Here is a 21,924-nt window from a genome sequence, read left to right on the forward strand (position 1 = left end):
ATTTTCTGGTGAAGGTTATGCCACAGCTTATTATGGTTATATGTGGGCAGATGTCTTAACCAGTGATGCGTCTGAAGCCTTTAGAAACGCACCAGATGGATTTTATGATAAAAATTTAGCAGATAAATTGGTAAAATACCTCTTTGCGCCACGCAATGCTATGGACCCAGCTGAGGCGTATAGAAAATTTAGAGGCCGTGATGCAAAGATTGAAGCCTTAATGAAGGATAGAGGCTTTCCCGTTCCGCAATCTTAAAAATTAAACAGAAATATAAATATATTAAGCGTCTTTTTTATACAAACTTGGCAGGCTAATCTTAAATTTTACGGCTACTAATCTTAGTATAATGACAACAATACCAGCTATAATAAAAAGATAGTTGCGGTCCTCTAAAAATAGACGTAGTAAAAAATAGGTGAATCCACCAATAATACAAGCCGTGGCATAAACTTCTTTTCTAAAGATAACAGGGATTTCGTTACATAAAATATCTCTAAGCACACCACCAAAGCAAGCGGTCATGGTGCCAAGAGCCACACAAATAATTGGATGTAAATCTGCAACCAAACCTGTCTCAATACCAATAACCGTATACAGACCAATACCTATAGTATCAAACAGAAATAGAGATCGCCTTAAATGCTTTAATAAGTTTCTAAAAACCATAGCAAAGACTGTAGTACCAATAATAACATAAACAAAAGTCATGTTACGCATCCATGATACAGGTTCTACACCAACCATAATATCTCTTAACGTACCTCCGCCAACAGCTGTAACAAATGCTATAATGAGGACACCAAATGGGTCCATTCTTTTATTCATAGCTACAAGTACACCTGAAATGGCAAATGCTATGGTTCCTAATATGTCTATAGTTTGAAAAAACATCTTACCTCTATCTTACGTTCTGCGGATGCAGAAATCCCATTATTAATCGGTATGTCTGTATTTATTTTAAGCATCTAAATTAAGTTCAGATTTATAGAATAGTATTTATAACTTTACAAATTACCACCGTGCAAAGACCTAATCTTTAGATACTTCGACTGCGCTCAGCATAAGCGATTCGCTCAATAATTTCTTCGCTATCGCTTGTAAATATTGGCTCTCTGCTTACATGTTTTGGGTATAGTAATTGTAATCTTTCAAAATTGTATCTATAAACTGAATATCATACAGTTTAGATTCAATACCTAATGTGTCGCAAATTTTCTTTTTTAAAATGGTAAGCGTCTTATAATCACTATTCTTTTTAGAGATAGTAAAAGCCTCTTTTATGATTCTCACATCTTTATCTGTAAGCTGGGTTACATTATTAAACACGGGTTGGTAATCTGTACTTATGTCCTCTAAAATTGTACTGGTAATTTTGTGCTTTTTCATAACACTAATTACTACTGTACCAGCAGCAGAATCACCAACGCGCTGCTTTTTATCCGACAATAAAATGCTAAGCACACCTATAGACGAGAAAAAGAACCAAATATCAACAATACGCAACATCCAACGTACCATAAAATTATACCATTGTGTAGGCGACCCGTCTAAACGAACTACTTTAATCTTCATAATCATTTTACCTACAGTTTGTCCGCCAAAAATGATATGACATAACACCGAATAAAACAAAGCTGGCAATGTAAATAAGCCTAAAAAACCACGTCTGGTCCATCCGTCTGCATCAAATATCTCAGAGATATTCATAAGATTTTCCATAATCGTCATATAAGTAAACAAAATAATAGCGTCTATTAAGAATGCCACCATACGTTCACCCAATCCAATTAACTTATAATCTAGGTTAACATTTTGCGCTGTGTTAATTGCTAATTTGCTCATGGAAATGTATATTCGTTTTAAATTAGAGTGATTTATGCGCGAAGCCTCTTTCGTGAAGCAAAATAAGGAAAAATGGATTGGTTTTGAAAATGCATTAAATAATAATGCTAAAATAAATCCAGATGATTTGGCTTCTTACTACATACAGCTTACAAATGACTTATCTTATGCCCAAACGTATTACCCAGGCAGTAAGACCTTATTGTATTTAAACTCCTTGGCGTCTCAAGCACATCAAAAAATATATATTACCAAAAAAGAATCTAAGAATAAGATCATTTCGTTTTGGCGCGATGAATTCCCTTTATTTTTCTACACCTACCATAAGACACTACTATACACATTTTTAATATTTATGGCAGCCGTAGTTATTGGTGCTGTATCCACGTTAAATGACGATTCGTTTGTTCGATTAATTTTAGGAGATGCCTATGTTAATATGACGATTGAGAATATTGAAAATGGCGAACCTATGGCTGTGTATAAAAGCGGAAGTAATATTGGTTCATTTTTAGGGATTACGATTAACAATATTAGAGTAGCCATAATTGCTTTTGCTCTCGGAGTGTTTTTTAGCGTTGGTACCGTTTGGGTACTATTTAGTAATGGCATAATGCTAGGTGCTTTCATTACCTTCTTTTATAACTACGGTATATTAGAAAAAACATCAACGATTTGGTTGCATGGCACAATTGAAATTTCTGTTATTGTTATTGCTGGCTGTGCAGGTTTAGTTATGGGTAATAGCTTTTTATTCCCTAAAACTTACTCTAGGCGTGTAGCTTTTATGAAAGGCGCAAAAGATGGGCTTAAGATTGTTGTAAGTACAATTCCGTTTTTTATCATCGCTGGGTTTATTGAAGGTTTCATAACACGTTATGGAGAACAAATGCCTTGGTTTTTAGCCTACGGCATTATTTTTTTATCGCTGTTTCTCATTATCTACTATTACATTGTGTATCCTATTTTACTCAATAAAGCCAAAACGACATTAACTCCCAAACCTGTTTTAGCGTGAACGAAAATTATATAGAACTTAGAACCCGAAGTACATTTGGCGATATTATTAACACCTACTTTTTATTTTTAAAGCAAAATTTTAAAGCTTATACCAGCCTGTATCTAAGGTATAATGCAATAAGTATAATCTTAACCTTAATTTGCTCTTATTTACTAGTTACCGGTTTTATGGGACTTGCAAGTAGAGATTTTAGATTTGGTATTGGTAATAATGTAGCCTCTGAGGGTTACTTTATTGCTGGTGGCATTATTTTGTTTTTAATTGTATTTATTACATCGCTCATCAATTATAGCTTCTCTAGTGCTTACTTGGCAGAATATGCTAATAATAGAGGCGTAATTATTTCAAAAAATATTTGGAAAAGCATTATTAGTAATATTGGTACTATAGTACTATTTATTATCGTGGGTGCGCTTTTATATGTTGCTTACTTAATAGTCTCAGGAATTTTAGCTTTTATTCCGTTTCTAGGTATGCTCATACAATATGGTTTAAGCTTTGCAATGACTGCTATTTTTGGGCTCACATTTATGTCTATTTTTTCAAGAAAAAAAGGATTTAGCGACGCTTTGTCCGAAGGCTTTGATTTTACCTTTGCTAATTTTTGGCGTGTGATCTTATTTGGTTTGGTTATAGGTATCCTTAATCTTATGATTACATTTTTAGTGGTATCTATACCAGGATTTATCATCGGAATTTACGCCTACTTTTCTGTTGAAAGTAATGTAGATCTCGCTACGAGTACCTTGGCCTCATTACTATTTACCTTTGGTTTTGCAACGTTTTTATTATCGTTTATTTACACCCAAGCCTTATCGCAACTGGCTTATGGCATTTTGTATTACAATCTGTACGAATTAAAGCATAATATATTTCTTCAGAAAAAAATAGATGAAATTGGTGTTAATGAATAACAAGGTCTTAAAACATAGCACCACTTCTTCTATTGTAACACTTGTAAGTTTTTTATCAGTGAGTGCTCAAAAAGCCTTCGTTAAAAGAGACTCATCTAATTTGGAAGTTATCTATTTTAAAGATAACCTAAAAGAACGCTATGATAGTAGTGACTTTAATTATTCCATTAACGACACAGGTGGTGTTAATTTAATGCAGCGTATACTTAGATCATTTTTTAATTGGCTAGGTGATGTTTTTGGTTTTGATATAGATTGGATAGATTATAAAACTTTAGAGTACATCGTTTATGGATTATTAGGGATTGTTGTGTTCTATGTATTACTAAAATTCTTGTTTCAAAACCCAGTGAGTGCTGTGTTTAAAACCGAAGACAAAGCTTTAGATGGTTTTAACTATGTTGAAGAAGATATTGAGCAGATCGATTTTGAGAAACTCATTATACAAGCCTTAAATAGTAATAACTACAGGTTAGCTACACGCTACATGTATCTAAAATCATTAAAGATTTTGGCCAATAAAAAAGTTATTGAATGGCATTATGATAAAACAAATACAGACTACCTTAATGAGATTAAGGATACTAATTTAAAGAAGTCATTTAAACGTATCTCTTATATCTACGATTATGTATGGTACGGAGAATTCCCTATTGATGAAGTAAGCTTTAATAACAATAAAGCCGATTTTAATCAACTTAATAAAACAACACAGCATGGATAAGCGTTCTAAAATAGCACTTTACCTCATAGGAGCTGTAGTTGTTTTAATGATGATTGCTGAGGTTACTAAACCAAAGGCACTTAATTGGCAAGACTCCTACTCCGCTGCCGATAAAATACCTCTAGGTTGCTATATTTTGTTTAATGAGTTAGAAACATTTTCAAAAGGTGAGGTATTAACGTCTGAACGTTCTGTATACGAATACCTTAAACGCATAGATACCACAACTACAAAGACACTTATGTTTATTAATAATTATGTAAGTTTTGATGGCGAAGAATCTAAAGCATTAATGGACTTTGCTAAAAAAGGCAATACTGTTTTTATGAGTGGTAATTATTTTTATGGTAATGTTCTAGACTCTATAGGTATAGCCATACAAAGACAATACAGTAATCTTTACAAAAAAGAATCTCTACATAAGTTTACCAGTCCAAGTTTACAAAAAAACAACCAACGTTTTAAAGATGTTATAGAAAACAGTCATTTTAGCACTATAGATACATTAAAAACAACAGTATTAGGAACAATAACGCTAACGGACGATGACGACAAAGAAGAAACCCATCCAAATTTTATAAAAGTAGAGGTTGGCGAAGACGGAGGCCAATTTATATTACATGCCAATCCATTTGCATTTACCAATTACCACCTTATGGCAGATAAAGAAGATTATACAGCTACAGTTTTATCCTATCTCCCTAAGCAACAAATTATTTGGGATAATAATTATAAAAGTGGCAAAAAAGTAATAACAAGTCCATTGCGTTACATACTTAATAATACAGCTTTAAAATGGGCCTTTTACATTAGTATGTTTGGCCTTATGCTATTTGTAATCTTTAGAGGTAAACGCACACAGCGTATTATACCTGTAATTAATAAATTAGAAAATGCCACTGTAGATTTTACTAAAACTATTGGAGAGCTCTATTACCAACACGGCAATTTTACTAATATTATTGAAAAAAAGATACACTATTTTTTAGAGTTTGTGCGCAGCAATTATTACTTAGACACCAATCAACTGAATCCAAATTTTATTGAGAAACTAGCTATTAAATCTAGTAATTCTGAAGAAGATACAAGAACTTTGGTAGATTATTTGGTCTTTTTAAAATCTAAAACCAACCATACCAAGCAAGAGCTTATAGAATTAAATAAAAAAATAGAACACTTTACAAAACATACAAGATAATGGAAGAACAAAACGCATCATCTTCAGAGCATTTAGACGCATCTAAATCTAATGAAATAAACAGCAATAAAACTGCAGAGACCGCATCAGAAGATTTTAAAAATCGTATTGATTTAAAGCCACTGCAGGATAGCGTTGCACAAATTAAACAAGAAATTGCAAAATTTATAGTAGGACAAAATGAAATGATTGAGCTTCTCATCATTTCAATTCTAACAAATGGACATTCTTTAATTGAAGGAGTTCCTGGTGTTGCCAAAACGGTAACTGCCAAACTCTTAGCTAAAACCTTAGATGTAGATTTTAGTAGAATTCAATTTACTCCAGACTTAATGCCGAGTGATATTTTAGGAACCTCTATCTTTAATGTAAAAACCAATACGTTTGAATACAAAAAAGGCCCTATTTTTTCTAATATTATTTTAATTGACGAAATTAACAGAGCGCCAGCAAAAACACAAGCTGCACTGTTTGAGGTTATGGCAGAACGCCAAATTACTATGGATGGTGAACGCTATAATATGGAATTACCATTTTTAGTTTTTGCGACTCAAAATCCTATTGAACAAGAAGGTACTTATCGTTTACCCGAAGCACAGCTAGATCGATTTTTATTCAAAATTGAAGTAGAATACCCTTCCTTAGAAGATGAAATACAAATTTTGGTAGACAACCATAATCGTAAAGATACGATGGACTTTAATACCATTAATGCCATTTTATCGTCCGATTCAATTAAAAAATATCAAGATTTAATTAAGCAAATTGTGGTTGAAGACAATTTACTAAACTACATAGCCGCTATAATTAACAATACACGTAACAATGCCAATCTCTATTTAGGAGCATCACCAAGGGCATCACTATCAATCCTAAACGCAGCAAAAGCCAATGCCGCTATTAATGGTAGAGACTTTGTAACACCAGACGATATTAAGCGCTGTACCAAAGCGGTTCTTAAGCATCGTTTAGTATTAACACCAGAGCGAGAAATGGAAGCTTTTACTGTAGATAAAATTGTGGATCAAATTTTAGAAACTATTGAGATTCCGAGATAGTGAAGCGTTTCTTTAAACATACATATTTAACCTTTAGGTTTTTCATTATAACAATTGTATTTGTTGGGTTGTTTATTATGTCTTACCTGTTTTCTGGTTTGTTACCTATAGTTACCCTTCTGTTTTTTGTAGCAGTTGGTTTGGTGCTTATAGACCTTATTTTATTATTTAAACAAAAAGGTATTAGTGCCGTAAGGGTTTTACCAGAAAAATTAAGTAATGGAGACGATAATCCTATTGTATTAACACTTCAAAATAACTACAATTTTAAGACCGATTTACAGCTAATAGACGAATTACCTTTTCAATACCAAAAGCGCGATTTTCAAATTAACACCCAACTCGTTAAGGGTCAGAAAAAGAAAATAACATACACTTTAAGACCTCTAGAACGAGGCGAATACTACTTTGGCAATCTTAATGTTTTTGTTAATTCACCCATTGCTTTAGTGACCAGACGTTTTCAATTTGCCAAGGATGCTATGGTACCAAACTACCCTTCGTTTTTGCAACTGCGAAAATATATGCTCATTGCATTTTCTAATAAATTATTTGAATATGGACTAAAAAAAATACGTCGCATTGGTCACACCATGGAATTTGGGCAAATCAAAGATTATGTTACCGGAGATGATATAAGAAATATTAACTGGAAAGCAACTGCAAAGCGTAATCAACTGATGGTGAATCAGTTTCAGGATGAACGCTCTCAACCCATTTATAGCATTATTGATAAAGGCCGTGCTATGAAAATGCCTTTTGATGGACTTAGCCTATTAGATTATGCCATTAATGCCACTTTAGTAATAAGTAACGTGGCATTAAAAAAACAAGATAAAGCAGGAATGTTTACCTTTTCTCGTAAGGTAGAAAATAGAGTTGTTGCAGAACGCAGACCTTCGCAAATGAACACAATTTTAGAAACCTTATATAACGTGAATACTGATTTTTCGGAATCAGATTTTTCAAGATTATATATTGATGTTAAACGAAATATTACCCAAAGAAGTCTGCTCTTAATGTATACTAATTTTGAAACTTTAGATGCCTTACATCGTCAATTACCCTATTTACAGGCCATAGCTAAAAATCATCTGCTCGTAGTTATCTTTTTTGAAAATACCGAACTAGATGCCTTAATTAAAGAAAACGCAGAAGACTTATTATCCATATACCACAAAACCATAGCTGAGAAATTTGTTTTTGAAAAACGGTTGATGGTAAAAGAGCTTCATAAATATGGTATACAATCTATTTTAACTACGCCTGAGCATCTCACAATTAATACCATCAATAAATATTTAGAGATTAAAGCCAGAGGATTGATTTAGGACTAGATTTTAGATTTTAGATTTTAGTAAGTTCTCTTAATCATTTACTTAGTCTCCAAGCTACAATACGATTCTTAAAGAGATTTACCAGTCTACAAAACCTACATTTCATCCTGTACAAATAACAGTTCGGTAATTTCAATTGTAATATTCGTATAAGTCGTTAGATATTTGTCCTATCAATCAAAACCATTAACACTTAAAATTCTCTTATTATGAAAAAATTAGTTTTTACACTTACCATTACATTAGTTCTATCACTACTTGGCTTTTCGCAAGAAAAAGAAGGTATCACCATTAAAGTAACCATAGATAATGTAAAAAATGATACAGGTAAAGTAATGCTAGCTTTACACACCTCTGAAACCTTTATGAAAGGAAAAGGTATTCTAAATGCTGAAACCGAAATTAAAGACGGAAAAGTAATTATCACTTTTGAGAATGTTTTACCAGGCGACTATGCTATTATGGCTTTACATGATGAAAATGAAAATGGAAGAATGGATTTTCAAGATAACGGTATGCCAACTGAATCTTACGGCATGTCTAATAACGTCATGTCATTTGGACCACCACAATATGACGATGCTAAGTTTAAAGTTGAAGGTGAAAATTTAGAATTGAACATTCGCTTCTAATAGAAGGTAAGCAATTAAAAAATAAAAAGACTGAGTATATTCTATATAGAATTGCTCAGTCTTTTGCTATCAATCTAGGGCTGCAACTATCTTTAGACTACCAATACAGTCTAAACATAAAATTTGGCGTAATTCCTATAGAATAACGCTCTATAAGCTCTATTGGATCGTCCAAACTATTATTACCTCTGTATTCTCTGCTAATTAAATTTTTTCTGTTGTAGAGGTTACGCACCGAAATACCAACTTTACCTCTTAATTGGTTTCGCTTAGACATTTTAAAACTATAGGTCGAAGACAAATCGAGACGATGATAAACAGGTAATTCTGCAGTGTTAACACCATTATTAAACACAAGTTCACCATCATTATTAGTATCTGCTATGGTATATGGCTTTCCTGTTTGCCATTTCCATCCTAATGCCACCTGAAAACCATTTAACTTATAACTCAATGCTGTTGACACAGCATGAGTGACGTTAGATTTAGATTTAAAAGACTTATTGTTATTAAGGTTTTTAAACTGACTTCGAGCACGATTATAAGAATAACTCACCCAAGAATTAAACCCATTGAATCGCTTTTTTACAAACACATCCATCCCTAAAACATTCTGATCACCACTATTAAAACCATTGTTCTCAGGATTTAAAAATCCAAGAGATAAAGCAGTAACATTTTTTAGTTTTTTATAATACAAATCCGTGTCAAAGCTAAAACTGTTATAGGTATAAGTGAATCCAGCTGAAGCATGTTTACTATTAATAATCGGAAAATCATTAGCATTCGCTAATCGCCAAACTCTATTTTCTAATGATAAATCGCTTAATACAGTTTCATCTATTTCACTAATAATCTGATTCTTTATTTCTGCACTTGCCTGTAGTTTAAATCGTTTATTCAATTCTTTAAAAACAAGCAATCTTGGTTCTAATCTAAGCGCATCTAGCTCTTTAAAATAAGTACTACGCAATCCGAAGGAAATATCAAACAATTTAGAATTCTTATAATCGTACTGTCCAAATACACTATGCGACTGTACAACTTTTTGTTCAGTGTCTAAAACAAAGCGCAAATCTGCAGTATTTACAAAAGCGTAAGCCACATCCTTAAGTGTGTATTGGTAACCAACAGTATAGTTGTTTTGGCTTGAAGCTTTATAATTTAACTCAGTAGAAATACCAGAATCAAAAATAGTATTTCGTTTTTCAAAATCTGACACTTGTTCACCATCCTCTGAAGTGATATAATTATAATTAAGTTTATAATCTGAGAAAAAGGCTTTTGTGCTTTGACTTAGTTTAGTGCTCCAAATATGATTCCAGCCCAAACCATAACCCATATTTTCGATATTCAATCTGTCATTAAAATCGCGATTGTTTTCTGCTTCGCTAGATCTGTAATCTAATTGGTTATCAATTCCTATTAAACTTACGTAGAAATTGTTTTTAATATTCGGCTTGTAATTCAACTTTATATTATAATCCAAAAATGAAAAATCGTTATCATTATTTTTATTCTGACTAATTTTGGTACTTTCAAACACTTTATCAGCCAATTGCTTGAATGTAGCCGTTTCGTATACATCAGTATAACTTCGTCTTAATGAGGCTTGGATATTTAGTTTATCTTTAATGAGCGGTATCTCTAAAATAGCATCAGTATTAACACCATTAAAACCAATTTCAGCTTTTAGTTGATTACTAATTAAAATCCCAGAACTAATATCAGTAACACTAGATAAACGCTCGCCATATCTAGCATGTGTGCCTTTATTTATAAATTTAATCTCAGAAGTAACATTAGGGTTTAATGGAGATATCATACCAAACAAATGTCCTTTATGATAAATATTTATACCATCCCAAATCAATCGATTTTGATCTGAAGCTCCGCCTCTAACAAAAAAACCAGATGCAGTCTCATTAGGACTTAAAACACCTGGTAATAATTGAATACTTTCTAAAACATCTGGTTCTGTTAAACCTGGCAGAATCCCTAAACGCGATGGATATATTTTATACGCTCCTTGGCTATTCTTTTCGATACCTTTTGCAAGATAGCTTCGTATGACGATTCTATCTAAGTGCTCTGTTATTGTTTGATTGTTTTCAAATTGACTAACAATAACATAGCGTTGATCTACCACATTGTAATAAAGTTTTGTAACCTCTTGAAGTTTATTTAATGTTTCAGAAAGCGTTCTTTTTTTAAGGTCTAGGCTAATTTTTTTATCTTTTACATAATCATCTTTATAAGAAAAAAGCACATTATAAGTGCTTTCTATTTCTTCTATGGCATCATATAAGGTTATGTCTTTAAACTCAATGTAAAAAGCCTCTTCTTGAGAAAAGGCTAGTGTAGGTAGTAACATTAAGACTAAGATATAGATCAACCTCATTCCTTATACCTTAGTTTAATGTTACGGTTTTCTTTTTCATTATAATTTATATTGAGTGTCTCAAAGACGGTCTTTAAAGCAATGTTAAAATTGTTATGTGGAAAGCTTCCTGTAAATATATCTTTAGTATTAATAGCTTTGGTATCAAAAGTAATATCATATTGGTCTTCTAAGGCTTTTATAACATAACGTAATGGTACACTTCTAAAAGTGCTTTCTCCATCAATCCAAGTTGGCTTTTTGTCTAAATGCATTGAGACTTGGGATGGATAACCATTAACTCTTCTTACAGCATCATTAGGTAAAAGGATGTGATTATATTTAGTCGTCTTAACGCCTACTTTTCCTTCATAACAAACGACATCAAAATAATCTTCAGTAGAATTAACATTAAATTGGGTTCCAAATACAGTAACAGAACCATTGTCTGTCTCTACAATAAACGTTTTTCCTTTAGCAACTTTAAAATAAGCTTCACCTTCAAGTTGTAAGCTTCGTTTTTTATTCCAATCATCTTCGTCGTAAGTAATTTTAGATTTAGCATTCAGAAGTACTTCAGTACCATCTAAAAGTACAATTGATTTACTTTCTCCAAATCCAGTTTCAGTTGTAATTGTCTTGTCTCCAAAAATTGAAAACAAGCCAAATAATAAAACGATTGAAGCCGCAATACCAATCGTCCAATTAGCAAATAACGGTCTTACTTTTTGTTTTTTGCTATCTATTTTATCTTGAATTTTAGCAAACGTATCGCCAACAGGAGCGTTTAGTTTCTCTGCAACGTCAACACCTTTTCTTAGCTTTAAATAAGCCGTAAAGTCATCTTCGCTTACTAGATTTTTCAATTCATTATCTGAAAGCTCTCCTTCTAGCCATTGAGCTAAAAATGTTTCTGAATCGTTATGTAAAAACTCTTTTTTCATCTTGTTACGTTTATAAGACAACTCATAAAATAAAAACCCTACTCAAAATTTATTTTTTTAAACATTGCCTATTTCCTTACGCATCGTTACTAATGCTTGGTGCATTCTTTTTTCAACCGCCTTAACCGAAATATTTAGCTGATCAGCAATGGCTGCATATTTTTTCTTTTCTATGCGATTCATTAAAAAAACCTTACGCTGTTTTTCTGGTAAACTTGCAATTGTGGTTTCTAACTTTTCCATAAACTCCTTCTCTAACATTATAAACTCAGGAGATTCATTAGTACTTTCTCTTTTATTATGCTTATTAAAGTTTTGCACCACTTTTTGATGTTTTACCTCATTTAAAAACATATTATTGGCAATACTATATATATAACTCTTTACTTTATCATAATCTACATTGCTACAATTATCCCAAAGTTTTATAAATACTTCTTGCATAATATCTTCTGCTCTATCTAGATCTTGTGTTTTAAAAAACAGAAAGCGTCTTATGTCTTTTGCATAGGTATTGTAAATCTCTTCAAATGTTTTTGAGTTGCAAATACTACAATTATCTTTAGCCATTAACGGTCTTAATATTAATTTCTCAAAACTATGAAAAAAAAAGTTTGAGAAAAAAGTAGGGTTTTTATTTTAAGGGTTGTCTTAGTATCGATTAACCTCTTTAAAACAAGTTTAAACCAAAATTAATTAACAATGAAAAATTTAAAAATTGCATTATTAAGCATGCTTATGGCACTTTTCTTAGTCACTTCTTGTACTAACGATGAACCAGCATTAGAAGAAGAACAACAAACTGAAGAGAGTTTATCAATCACCGAAGCTTTAGGTGAGTTAAGAACTCATTATGACCAAAATGGAAACGTAACGCAAACAGACAATCCTTCTGGAAATGTTGTTTTTGATTTCTGTTTTGATTTTGTTTACCCATTAACATTGTCTTATAACAATGGTACAACATTAACTGTAGCCGATTTAGATGGTTTAGTAGATGTGATGATTAATTCTACTGATGAGCTATACATTAATGGCATTGCATTTCCTTTTGATGTAGAAATCTATAATGATGATACTAATGCTATTGAGGTAGTTACTATTAACAACGAAGATGAGTTTGCTACTCTAATTGAAGGTTGTTTCTTTGATGAAATTGAAGCCTGTGTATGTACAGAAGAATATGCACCTGTTTGTGTAGAAATTACTGATCCAAATGGAGAAACATTTACAATTACATACCCAAATGCATGTTATGCAGAATGTGATGGTTTTACAGAAGAAGATTTTGTAGATACTTGTGAAGAAGATTATTATTCTGAAGGATTAGAATGCTTTACACTTAACTATCCGTTATCTATAATTGTAAATAATGATACAACAATTACAATAAACTCTGAGGAAGAATTTGCGAACGCATTGTACGATGTCTATGCCTTTGATTTTGTTTATCCAATTTCAGTGACATTAGAAAATGAAGACGTAGTTACCATAAACAGCGCAGATGATTTTGAAGCTATTTTAATTGACTGTTTTGGAGACATTGGTGGTGGAAATGATTGTGTAGAATGCGAAAATGAACCTATTGAACCTGTATGTGTTCAGTACACAACTCCAAATGGAGAGATAGTAGCAGAAGTTTTCTCTAACATGTGCTATGCAGCTTGCTTAGGTTATACTGAAGATGATATAGTTGATTGTGACTAAAACTGCATGTACCCAAATTAATAAATTGATTAGTAGTATTTTAAAAACCTTCAGATTAACTTCTGAAGGTTTTTTGTTTTAAACCAACTCAAATATGTTATAGTTTTTTTGAATTGATTTATGTATATTTATAACTTAAATCTATAATAATGACAATCACACAACTCAAATACGCGTTAGCGATAGCTGAACATAAAAACTTTACCAAGGCAGCAGAAAAGTGCTTTGTTACGCAACCAACACTAAGTACCCAGATTCAAAAACTAGAAGATGAGCTAGATATTATTATTTTTGATCGCGGTAAAAAACCAATTGAAGTCACTGATTTAGGTCGTAAAATCATCTTTCAGGCACGAAATATTGTTAATGAAGCAGATCGCATTCGAGATATTGTTGACCAAGAAAAGGGTTTTATTGGTGGAGAGTTTCGTTTAGGTATTATACCAACGGTAATGCCTACGTTATTGCCTATGTTCTTAAAAAATTTCATTAAAAAATACCCTAAAGTAAAATTAAAGATTGAAGAACTTACCACAGAAGAAATCCTTGCACGTATCAGCGATGGACATTTAGATGCTGCCATTGCTGCTACTCCGTTAGAAAGCGAAAACATTAAAGAACGTGTATTGTATTACGAACCTTTTGTCGCATACGTTCCAAATAACCATAGGCTAAAAGACAAGAAAACTATTGATGTGTCTGATTTAGATATTGAAGATATGTTATTACTAGAAGATGGTCATTGTTTTAGAGATGGAGTCATTAATCTATGTAAAACGTTTAAAGACCAAATGGATGATAGCTTTCAACTAGAAAGTGGCAGTATAGAAACATTAATAAAACTATCTAACGAAGGTATGGGCATGACGCTTTTACCCTATTTACATACGCTTGATCTTAAGGAAAAACTTAATCCTAATCTTAAGCATTTTACTCAACCCTCACCTGCTAGAGAAGTAAGTATTTTATACCATAAAAGCGAACTTAAAATGCAGATTATAGATGCTATGCATAATAGCATTTCTGGGATTATACGTGGAGCCATTAAATTTCAGAATGTAGAAATTATTAGTCCACTTGCTAAATAAAAAAAGCGACTATCTCATCGCTTTTTTCTATGCTTTTAAATATATTAAACATTGATTTAATTCTGGGTTTTGATTGATTAGGGACTGAATAAAGATTCTTAATTCTTCAAGTTCGTGAGGCAGTAATCGCTCGGCTGCTTTTTTCACTTCTTTACAGAATAATGTCGCATCAAAACTCACCTTATTAAGTACGGTTTTTGTGTACTCAAACATTGCTCTGGCCATAGGTCATTTAAAGTTTTAGGTTTAACAAAGCGTAAATTGTCTATTGGCTATTGTTTCAATTCAATTTCTAAGATAGAAAAAAAATACAATTGGTAAAACAAAACCAATAAAGTTTAACAGCTTATTATGTAAATGGCTGAAATTTTTAGTTGAAATTAATTTCTAATAAATGGAATTATTACGCTTTAGTTTTTAGTTTATGACTTCATTATAAAATTAAAACCGGTTATCGCCATCTAACAAATCGCCTAATCCGCCAAGGATACTCCCTTCCCCTTTAGAGTTACCTCCTCGTGGAACTGACTTTAGTACACGGCCAGCCAATCTACTAAAAGGTAAGGACTGTAAATAAACCGTACCAGGCCCTTGGAGCTTAGCAAAGAACAAACCTTCACCACCAAATACAGTATTTTTAAAGCCACCTATAAATTCAATATCGTAATCTACATCTTGGGTAAAACCAACGATACAACCTGTATCTACACGCATCACTTCTCCTGGTGCCAAAACACGTTTTGCTGTGGTACCACAGGCATGTACAAAAGCCATACCATCTCCTTCTAACTTTTGCATAATAAAGCCTTCTCCTCCAAACAGTCCTCGTCCTAATTTCTTAGAAAATTCAATGCCAACACTCACGCCTTTAGCAGCACATAAAAACGCATCTTTTTGGCAAATGAACTTACCATTAAATTCTAATAGGTCAATTGGTGTAATTTTCCCTGGATAAGGCGAGGCAAAAGAGACGTTACGTTTACCTGTGAGATTATTGTAAAAGGCAATCATAAACAAGCTTTCACCTGTAAGGATGCGCTTTCCTGCGCCTAATATTTTTCCTAAAAACCCTTTATCTTTTTGAGAACCATCGCCAAAAATGGTTTCCATTTTAATCCCGTCATCCATCATCATAAAACTACCAGATTCAGCAATAACACCTTCATCTGGATCGAGTTCAATTTCTACATATTGCATTTCTTCCCCATAGATACGGTAATCTATTTCGTGTGCATTTCGTTCTCTAAAGTCTGGTAAGTTTTCCATAATGTTTATCGTTTTTTTAGTTGATGGCTATATGTTGCAAAAAAATAACATTTGTTACAGCCTCTTAAAATTTCAAAATCTAATACACAAAATCCAAAAACTGTAAACTGAGATTGCCACGTCATTTGTTCCTCATTCCATGTAATGACATACTATTTTACTTTTAGCGTCCATTCAAAATTAAAGGAAGACACCTCTACACCATCTTCATTAATACCTTTGGCAGTAAGCCGTACGGTCTGTCCTTGGCCAGTTCCAACGGCTTTAGCTATTGCTTCATCTATTTTTTGTCCGTCATTACAAGTAAATGTTATTGTGCCTGTTGCTTTTTTTGAAAACGTAGCATTGTTATTGGCCACCAGCATGGAGATACGCTTACCACTTTCTCTAATCTTTTTCATGACCAATGCACCAGTGCTTAACTCAGCAGCCATACCTTGCACGGCCCAAAACATGGAGTTAAAAGGATTCTGATTGATCCAACGATGCTTTACAGAAACCACGCAAGTTGTGTCGTCTATTTGCTTTGTTCTAACGCCTGTAAAATATGCTGCAGGAAGCTTAAAGAGTAAATAGGTGTTGAGTTTTGAAGGAGATATATTCATTGAAATTTATTTCATTCTCATAAAAATAGGAAACTTAATTTTCACTAAAATAACTGAATTAATCTAGCTTTACTAATGTTAACAAAATGTTAATATTTAGTACTATGCGTAACATAATACCTTTTTAAAGACATATATTTGTATAAGCAACTATTATAGCAATCAAAATATGATAAACAATCATCACAAAAATTTAGCAACCTTTATACACTTATCTACTTTTTCTAGATTTTTAATTCCCTTTGGCAACTTTATTGGTCCTATTGTACTTTGGGCAGCAAATAAAGATAAATCTGAGTTTGTAGATGCGCACGGAAAACAGGCCATTAATTTTCAAATTAGTGTGTTATTATATGCCATTATTATAGGCACTATAAGCGTCCCATTTTTCATATTTAAATTGTTTAGAGGATTGGATGTTATAGATTTTAATGGATTTCACAACTTTCATATCAATATTGGCGAACCTTCTCCTCTATTATATATAGGTGGTGGTTTAGGAGCACTAGCTCTTATCGCTTTTATTGTAGAATTGGCACTCATTGTAAAGGCGAGTTTATCCGCTAGAGATGGCGAGTTTTACAAATATCCTCTTACCATCAATTTTTTAAAATAGAAATCAATTACCCTAAGCGAAGTCCAAGGGTTCATCAATAATCAATCAAAAAATGAACAGTTTAATCAAGTTTAAGACACTTAAATTATGACACGAGCGCTAACCAAATCATTAGTTAATCAACTTAATGTCAATGCGCGAACTGCATGTGACCTTAAATTAAATAAAAGAAACACATGAAAATAGAAAACACAAAAGCACAAATGCGTAAGGGTGTTTTAGAATACTGCATCTTATCTATTTTAAAAGATGAAGATGCCTACGTTGCAGAAATTCTTAGCACGCTAAAAGACGCAAAAATGCTTGTTGTAGAAGGTACCATATATCCACTATTGACAAGATTAAAAAATGCCGGATTACTCAGTTATCGTTGGGAAGAATCCACATCTGGACCACCTAGAAAATATTATGGTCTTACGGAAACAGGAAAACTGTTTCTAAACGAGTTAAACTCTACATGGAGTGACTTACAAAATGCAGTTAACCTAGTAACCAGTACAAAAACAACAAAAAAATGAATAAAACAGTCAATATAAATTTAGCAGGTATATTCTTCCATATAGATGAAGATGCCTATATTAAATTACAACGCTATCTCGAGGCTATAAAACGTTCATTTACAGACTCTCAAGGTCGTTCAGAAATTATAGCAGATATTGAGGCTCGTATTGCTGAGCTATTCTCTGAGCGCATACAAAACGAAAAACAAGTGGTTGGCATTAAATTGGTAGACGATGTCATTACAATTATGGGACAACCAGAGGATTATTTAGTCGATGATGAAATCTTTGAAGACGAACCAAAAGCAAAAACGTCCTATAGCTCTAAAGCAACCAAAAAATTATATAGAGACACTGATAACTCTTACATTGGTGGTGTTGCGGCTGGTTTAAGCCATTACTTTGGTATAGATACTATTTGGATGCGATTAATTTGGGCGCTTTTAACTATTGGATCTGGAGGTACTTTTATTTTTATTTACCTCATCTTTTGGGCCTTAGTACCAGAGGCATCTACAACAGCAGAAAAACTAACAATGTCTGGCGATCCTGTTAACATCAGTAATATTGAAAAAAAAATTAAAGACAGTATCGATTCCGTTTCTGAAGCCGTAAAGAATATTGACTTTAAAAAACACGAAGAAAAGTTTAAAGAGGGTTTTGATCATGTCTCAGGCAACATTTCTGAGACCGTAAAAAATGTTGATTTTCAAAAGCAAGGCAACCGATTAAAATCGAGCTCACAAACCTTTTTTGATTCCATAGGAACTATTATTATGTTTTTCCTTAAGATTATTGCTAAGTTCATAGGTGTTATTTTAATCATTACTGGTATTACTGCATTGTTGGTATTTATCGTTGCGCTTTTTTCGGTAGGTATTACCAATGCAGTTAATGTACCTGGTATGGACCTCGTAGAACTAGGCAATGCAGCTAATACACCAATGTGGCTAATATCAATGTTAGTGTTCTTTGCGGTTGCCATTCCGTTTTTTTTCATCCTTTATTTAGGACTAAAAATTTTAATTAAAAATTTAAAGTCTATAGGCCATGTGGCTAAATTTACGTTATTAGGTTTATGGCTAATATCGCTAATTGGTATTGCTATTATAGGATTTAGACAAGCAGCAGAACATGCCTTTGAGGCAAGTGTATCTCAAAAAGAAACCCTAAATATAAAATCTGGAGATACTTTAAAAATTAGCATGCATAATTTTGAAGACTACAATGGTTACGTGTATCGTAACGGCAGTGATTTAAAAATTATAGAAAACGATAACGGTAGAAGCATTATGTCATCGGACGTTAGGATTAAGGTAAAATCTACCACCGATTCTTTAGCGCGCTTAATTATAGAAAAAGAAGCAGAGGGTAATAACTACAATAATGCTAAAAAACGTGCAGAGCGTATTAATTATAAATATACTTTTAATAAGGGTCTCTTAAAATTAGACAAGTATTTAATTACAGATGCTAAAAATAAGTTTAGCGACCAAGAAGTCAATGTCATCCTATACTTACCCGAGGGTACAATTATATACGCAGATAAAAATACGCGTGGCTATAGCAGCTATAGCAATAACTTACTTTATAATGTAGACAAAAATCATTATGTAAAAATTCTAAATGATGATACAGCGTGTTTGGATTGCGAACTAGACAAACCTAATAATTTAGAAAACAATAAAGGAGATAAAAGCGATACAACTAAAAATACAACCGAAGAACCAGATGTAAGCGTAAAGATAAATGAGGTAGATGGGATTGACATCAATGTTAATAACAATTGATACCTTAGAATCAACAGTTGGGTCTATTAAACTACAAATCCATAAATAAACACGGTAGCTTTGTAATATAATCAATTAAAGAGTAAGTCAATCAAAATGTTGTTAATTACTATCAGAGGTCTTTTTAGACTTCTGGTAGATTAACAAAAACGTTCAATCAAAAAAAACAAATAATCATGAGTACATTAGTAAGATTAGTCGTAACAAGTATTTTAGGCATTTTTATGCTGTCCTGTAATTTTTCCATGAACCTTGGACCTGGCGTCGATGGAAACCGAAATGTAATCACACAAGAAAGAAAAATTTTAAACGATTTTAACTCCGTTAAGATTAGCCAAGGATTAGAGCTTTACCTTACACAAAGTAATGCTATAGCACTTAGTATTGAAGCCGATGAAAACCTTCATGATTTTATTATAACCGATGTTGAAAATGGCGTATTATCAATCTATGCTACAGAAAATATAAGACGTGCCGCATCTAGAAGAATTAATCTTAATGTAACCGATTTATCTTCAATAATGGCTACAAGCGGAAGTGATGTATTCTCAACAAATACAATAAAAACCGATACATTAGAATTACACACAACAAGCGGTGCAGATATGAGGCTTAAAGTTAAAACAGAAACTCTAAATTGTAATTCAACTAGTGGCAGTGATATTATAGTAAGTGGTACAACAACATTGCTTATTGCCCAAGCTACTAGTGGTAGTGATATAAAAGCATCGCAACTTAAAGCAGAAATTTCTAAAGTAAAAGCTACAAGCGGTGCCGATATATCTATAAACACCTCAAAAGAATTAACAGCAAGAGCAACTAGTGGAGCAGATATAACCTACTCTGGCAATCCTGAGAAAATAGATAAATCTAATAATTCGTCTGGGAGCGTAAGACGTCATTAATTACTTTAAAAGCGTATCACTTTAACACGTAAAATTCTAAAAATCAAACAAGTAAAAGTCGTTTCAAATTATTTATAGAGTTTGGGACGGTTTTTGTATATCTTTGTTTAACAGCTTAAAAGTGACATTATTTGTGATATGTGTCCTATTTATGGCGAAATAAAGATGTTACATGAAAAAAATATTACTCATTCTATTTGTTACGCTGCTATCGGCGACTAGCCTAACAGCACAAGAAAAAATTAAAGGTGATAGAAATGTTACCATTAAACAAACGTATATAGATGACTTTCATACTTTAGCTCTTAATGGAGATATTTCAATAGAAATCGTTTATAACAGTAAACCTTCTGTAAATATAGAGGCCGATGATAATCTGCACGACATCATACTTTTTGACGTTGTTGAAGGGGTCCTTACATTCTCCCAATCTATGAGAATTACTTCAAAGAAAAAATTGAACATCACCGTAAATTATGGAGATATGCTTCAAACTATTGAAGTAAAAGGTGATAGCGAAATAAGATCTTTAACCTCGATGGAATTAGGAGATGTTACCTTAATTACTGCGGATAATTCTAGAACATATTTAAATATTAAAGCAAATAATTTTATTTATAAAAGTTCAGGAAAATCTAAAACCAGACTTAATCTTACTGCAGATTCTACTAAAATAGAACTAAGCGATAATAGTAAACTAGACGCTTTAATTAATAGTAAAATTGCCGACTTTGACCTCTACTCTCGCTCTGATGCTGTTATTGAAGGTTCTGCCAACAACTCTATACTTCGTTTAGACAGCTCAACAAATTTTAACAGTCCTAATTTTGATGTAAAAACGGTTGATGCTTCATTAGAAGATAATAGTGATTTAACCATTTCTTCTACAGATACTATTACTATAGCTGCTTCTGGCGACAGCGAAATTTATTTATTTGGTAGTCCTACAATAACAATTACAAAATTTACAGACACCGTAAAACTTCAAAAAAAGAAACGCTAAATAATTCTTTAGTGCCAAAAAAAAGCCGAAGCTTAAGTACTTCGGCTTTATTATTTACCACAATATTGTTTAGTTGTATGTTGGTGTTACAACTTCAAAATCAGCATCTTTTGCCGCTAAATAACGCTCTGCGTCTAAAGCAGCCATACAACCCGTACCAGCTGCAGTCACTGCTTGTCGGTACACATGGTCTGCAGCATCACCACTTACAAAAACACCCTCGACATTAGTCTTAGACGTTCCAGGTACATTAATGATATACCCTGTTTCATCTAGATCTAAGAATCCTTTAAATATATCTGTATTTGGCTTATGCCCTATTGCTACGAAAAACCCTGTTGCAGGAATCTCGTGTTTTTCATTGGTCTGGTTATTAAAAACTCTAACACCAGT

At 32.6% G+C, this 21,924-nt stretch carries 24 protein-coding genes; 15 read left to right on the top strand and 9 right to left on the bottom strand.

Annotated features, from left to right (window positions below):
• Positions 1-256 (top strand): M3 family metallopeptidase (locus Q0800_RS07755; RefSeq protein ID WP_299128746.1); only part of this gene is annotated, 256 nt, incomplete at its 5' end.
• Positions 257-280: 24 nt separating this feature from the next.
• Here the strand turns inward: Q0800_RS07755 and Q0800_RS07760 are convergent.
• Both Q0800_RS07760 and Q0800_RS07765 read right to left on the bottom strand, forming a co-directional pair.
• Complete coding sequence (locus tag Q0800_RS07760; RefSeq protein WP_299128747.1) at positions 281-892, bottom strand: trimeric intracellular cation channel family protein; 612 nt, start codon at positions 890-892, stop codon at positions 281-283.
• 225 nt (positions 893-1,117) lie between these two features.
• Positions 1,118-1,843, bottom strand: coding sequence for an RDD family protein (locus Q0800_RS07765; protein ID WP_299128748.1), 726 nt, complete (start codon positions 1,841-1,843; stop codon positions 1,118-1,120).
• Between the two features lie 34 nt (positions 1,844-1,877).
• Here Q0800_RS07765 and Q0800_RS07770 point away from each other — a divergent pair, with 34 nt between their 5' ends.
• From Q0800_RS07770 to Q0800_RS07800, 7 genes are all read left to right on the top strand, one after another.
• The gene (locus Q0800_RS07770) at positions 1,878-2,861 is read left to right on the top strand and encodes a stage II sporulation protein M (RefSeq protein ID WP_299128749.1); all 984 of its coding nucleotides are present in this window, start codon (positions 1,878-1,880) and stop codon (positions 2,859-2,861) included.
• Complete coding sequence (locus Q0800_RS07775) at positions 2,858-3,778, top strand: hypothetical protein (protein ID WP_299128750.1); 921 nt, start codon at positions 2,858-2,860, stop codon at positions 3,776-3,778. Before Q0800_RS07770 ends, Q0800_RS07775 begins: the two co-directional genes overlap by 4 nt.
• On the top strand, positions 3,771-4,502 hold the full coding sequence (locus Q0800_RS07780) for a hypothetical protein (RefSeq protein WP_299128751.1): 732 nt from the start codon (positions 3,771-3,773) through the stop codon (positions 4,500-4,502). The genes Q0800_RS07775 and Q0800_RS07780 overlap by 8 nt, the downstream gene beginning before the upstream one ends.
• The gene (locus Q0800_RS07785; RefSeq protein ID WP_299128752.1) at positions 4,495-5,700 is read left to right on the top strand and encodes a DUF4350 domain-containing protein; all 1,206 of its coding nucleotides are present in this window, start codon (positions 4,495-4,497) and stop codon (positions 5,698-5,700) included. Before Q0800_RS07780 ends, Q0800_RS07785 begins: the two co-directional genes overlap by 8 nt.
• Positions 5,700-6,758: a MoxR family ATPase gene (locus Q0800_RS07790; protein ID WP_299128753.1), complete on the top strand. Its 1,059-nt coding sequence runs from the start codon at positions 5,700-5,702 to the stop codon at positions 6,756-6,758. Before Q0800_RS07785 ends, Q0800_RS07790 begins: the two co-directional genes overlap by 1 nt.
• Before the next feature lie 77 nt (positions 6,759-6,835).
• Positions 6,836-8,089, top strand: coding sequence for a DUF58 domain-containing protein (locus tag Q0800_RS07795; RefSeq protein WP_299128755.1), 1,254 nt, complete (start codon positions 6,836-6,838; stop codon positions 8,087-8,089).
• A 215-nt stretch (positions 8,090-8,304) separates the two neighbouring features.
• On the top strand, positions 8,305-8,727 hold the full coding sequence (locus Q0800_RS07800; RefSeq protein WP_299128756.1) for a DUF2141 domain-containing protein: 423 nt from the start codon (positions 8,305-8,307) through the stop codon (positions 8,725-8,727).
• Positions 8,728-8,824: 97 nt separating this feature from the next.
• On the opposite strand, the gene Q0800_RS07805 is transcribed toward Q0800_RS07800, so the two are convergent.
• From Q0800_RS07805 to Q0800_RS07815, 3 genes are read right to left on the bottom strand one after another with little or no spacing between them, the layout of a single operon-like run.
• Positions 8,825-11,101: a TonB-dependent receptor gene (locus tag Q0800_RS07805; protein ID WP_299128757.1), complete on the bottom strand. Its 2,277-nt coding sequence runs from the start codon at positions 11,099-11,101 to the stop codon at positions 8,825-8,827.
• A 23-nt stretch (positions 11,102-11,124) separates the two neighbouring features.
• Positions 11,125-12,051, bottom strand: a complete 927-nt coding sequence (locus Q0800_RS07810) for a FecR family protein (RefSeq protein WP_299128759.1) — start codon at positions 12,049-12,051, stop codon at positions 11,125-11,127.
• A 57-nt stretch (positions 12,052-12,108) separates the two neighbouring features.
• The gene (locus tag Q0800_RS07815; protein ID WP_299128761.1) at positions 12,109-12,621 is read right to left on the bottom strand and encodes an RNA polymerase sigma-70 factor; all 513 of its coding nucleotides are present in this window, start codon (positions 12,619-12,621) and stop codon (positions 12,109-12,111) included.
• A gap of 132 nt (positions 12,622-12,753) precedes the next feature.
• Between Q0800_RS07815 and Q0800_RS07820 the strand changes: the two genes are divergently transcribed.
• Both Q0800_RS07820 and Q0800_RS07825 read left to right on the top strand, forming a co-directional pair.
• On the top strand, positions 12,754-13,758 hold the full coding sequence (locus tag Q0800_RS07820; RefSeq protein WP_299128763.1) for a hypothetical protein: 1,005 nt from the start codon (positions 12,754-12,756) through the stop codon (positions 13,756-13,758).
• Positions 13,759-13,907: 149 nt separating this feature from the next.
• Positions 13,908-14,846 (top strand): LysR substrate-binding domain-containing protein, encoded by a 939-nt coding sequence (locus tag Q0800_RS07825; protein ID WP_299128764.1) that lies wholly within the window; start codon positions 13,908-13,910, stop codon positions 14,844-14,846.
• Positions 14,847-14,873: 27 nt separating this feature from the next.
• Here Q0800_RS07825 and Q0800_RS07830 read toward each other — a convergent pair whose 3' ends face one another.
• From Q0800_RS07830 to Q0800_RS07840, 3 genes are all read right to left on the bottom strand, one after another.
• The gene (locus Q0800_RS07830; protein ID WP_299128766.1) at positions 14,874-15,071 is read right to left on the bottom strand and encodes a hypothetical protein; all 198 of its coding nucleotides are present in this window, start codon (positions 15,069-15,071) and stop codon (positions 14,874-14,876) included.
• Between the two features lie 216 nt (positions 15,072-15,287).
• Positions 15,288-16,112, bottom strand: coding sequence for a TIGR00266 family protein (locus Q0800_RS07835; RefSeq protein WP_299128767.1), 825 nt, complete (start codon positions 16,110-16,112; stop codon positions 15,288-15,290).
• A 152-nt stretch (positions 16,113-16,264) separates the two neighbouring features.
• Positions 16,265-16,717 (bottom strand): DUF4442 domain-containing protein, encoded by a 453-nt coding sequence (locus tag Q0800_RS07840; RefSeq protein WP_299128768.1) that lies wholly within the window; start codon positions 16,715-16,717, stop codon positions 16,265-16,267.
• Positions 16,718-16,886: 169 nt separating this feature from the next.
• On the opposite strand from Q0800_RS07840, the gene Q0800_RS07845 reads away from it, so the two are divergent.
• The 5 genes from Q0800_RS07845 to Q0800_RS07865 all read left to right on the top strand — a co-directional run bounded on the left by Q0800_RS07845 (position 16,887) and on the right by Q0800_RS07865 (position 21,531).
• Complete coding sequence (locus tag Q0800_RS07845) at positions 16,887-17,333, top strand: DUF4870 domain-containing protein (RefSeq protein ID WP_299128769.1); 447 nt, start codon at positions 16,887-16,889, stop codon at positions 17,331-17,333.
• 176 nt (positions 17,334-17,509) lie between these two features.
• Positions 17,510-17,851, top strand: coding sequence for a PadR family transcriptional regulator (locus Q0800_RS07850; RefSeq protein ID WP_299128770.1), 342 nt, complete (start codon positions 17,510-17,512; stop codon positions 17,849-17,851).
• Complete coding sequence (locus Q0800_RS07855) at positions 17,848-19,623, top strand: PspC domain-containing protein (protein ID WP_299128771.1); 1,776 nt, start codon at positions 17,848-17,850, stop codon at positions 19,621-19,623. The genes Q0800_RS07850 and Q0800_RS07855 overlap by 4 nt, the downstream gene beginning before the upstream one ends.
• Before the next feature lie 176 nt (positions 19,624-19,799).
• A complete protein-coding gene (locus Q0800_RS07860) occupies positions 19,800-20,528 on the top strand; it encodes a head GIN domain-containing protein (RefSeq protein WP_299128772.1) in 729 nt (242 codons plus the stop codon).
• 172 nt (positions 20,529-20,700) lie between these two features.
• On the top strand, positions 20,701-21,531 hold the full coding sequence (locus Q0800_RS07865; protein WP_299128773.1) for a DUF2807 domain-containing protein: 831 nt from the start codon (positions 20,701-20,703) through the stop codon (positions 21,529-21,531).
• Between the two features lie 69 nt (positions 21,532-21,600).
• Here Q0800_RS07865 and Q0800_RS07870 read toward each other — a convergent pair.
• Positions 21,601-21,924: FAD-dependent oxidoreductase (locus tag Q0800_RS07870; RefSeq protein ID WP_299128774.1), on the bottom strand; the 324-nt coding region annotated here is incomplete at its 5' end.

Source organism: uncultured Winogradskyella sp. (assembly GCF_937958655.1).
GTDB lineage: Bacteria > Bacteroidota > Bacteroidia > Flavobacteriales > Flavobacteriaceae > Winogradskyella.

Excerpts from the sequence above, each read along its gene's own strand:
- Q0800_RS07760 (WP_299128747.1), bottom strand. The coding sequence starts at position 892 with ATGTTTTTTCAAACTATAGACATATTAGGAACCATAGCATTTGCCATT.
- Q0800_RS07765 (WP_299128748.1), bottom strand. The coding sequence starts at position 1,843 with ATGAGCAAATTAGCAATTAACACAGCGCAAAATGTTAACCTAGATTAT.
- Q0800_RS07770 (WP_299128749.1), top strand. The coding sequence starts at position 1,878 with ATGCGCGAAGCCTCTTTCGTGAAGCAAAATAAGGAAAAATGGATTGGT.
- Q0800_RS07780 (WP_299128751.1), top strand. The coding sequence starts at position 3,771 with ATGAATAACAAGGTCTTAAAACATAGCACCACTTCTTCTATTGTAACA.
- Q0800_RS07785 (WP_299128752.1), top strand. The coding sequence starts at position 4,495 with ATGGATAAGCGTTCTAAAATAGCACTTTACCTCATAGGAGCTGTAGTT.
- Q0800_RS07790 (WP_299128753.1), top strand. The coding sequence starts at position 5,700 with ATGGAAGAACAAAACGCATCATCTTCAGAGCATTTAGACGCATCTAAA.
- Q0800_RS07795 (WP_299128755.1), top strand. The coding sequence starts at position 6,836 with ATGTCTTACCTGTTTTCTGGTTTGTTACCTATAGTTACCCTTCTGTTT.
- Q0800_RS07800 (WP_299128756.1), top strand. The coding sequence starts at position 8,305 with ATGAAAAAATTAGTTTTTACACTTACCATTACATTAGTTCTATCACTA.
- Q0800_RS07805 (WP_299128757.1), bottom strand. The coding sequence starts at position 11,101 with ATGTTACTACCTACACTAGCCTTTTCTCAAGAAGAGGCTTTTTACATT.
- Q0800_RS07810 (WP_299128759.1), bottom strand. The coding sequence starts at position 12,051 with ATGAAAAAAGAGTTTTTACATAACGATTCAGAAACATTTTTAGCTCAA.
- Q0800_RS07815 (WP_299128761.1), bottom strand. The coding sequence starts at position 12,621 with ATGGCTAAAGATAATTGTAGTATTTGCAACTCAAAAACATTTGAAGAG.
- Q0800_RS07820 (WP_299128763.1), top strand. The coding sequence starts at position 12,754 with ATGAAAAATTTAAAAATTGCATTATTAAGCATGCTTATGGCACTTTTC.
- Q0800_RS07825 (WP_299128764.1), top strand. The coding sequence starts at position 13,908 with ATGACAATCACACAACTCAAATACGCGTTAGCGATAGCTGAACATAAA.
- Q0800_RS07830 (WP_299128766.1), bottom strand. The coding sequence starts at position 15,071 with ATGGCCAGAGCAATGTTTGAGTACACAAAAACCGTACTTAATAAGGTG.
- Q0800_RS07835 (WP_299128767.1), bottom strand. The coding sequence starts at position 16,112 with ATGGAAAACTTACCAGACTTTAGAGAACGAAATGCACACGAAATAGAT.
- Q0800_RS07840 (WP_299128768.1), bottom strand. The coding sequence starts at position 16,717 with ATGAATATATCTCCTTCAAAACTCAACACCTATTTACTCTTTAAGCTT.
- Q0800_RS07845 (WP_299128769.1), top strand. The coding sequence starts at position 16,887 with ATGATAAACAATCATCACAAAAATTTAGCAACCTTTATACACTTATCT.
- Q0800_RS07850 (WP_299128770.1), top strand. The coding sequence starts at position 17,510 with ATGAAAATAGAAAACACAAAAGCACAAATGCGTAAGGGTGTTTTAGAA.
- Q0800_RS07855 (WP_299128771.1), top strand. The coding sequence starts at position 17,848 with ATGAATAAAACAGTCAATATAAATTTAGCAGGTATATTCTTCCATATA.
- Q0800_RS07860 (WP_299128772.1), top strand. The coding sequence starts at position 19,800 with ATGAGTACATTAGTAAGATTAGTCGTAACAAGTATTTTAGGCATTTTT.
- Q0800_RS07865 (WP_299128773.1), top strand. The coding sequence starts at position 20,701 with ATGAAAAAAATATTACTCATTCTATTTGTTACGCTGCTATCGGCGACT.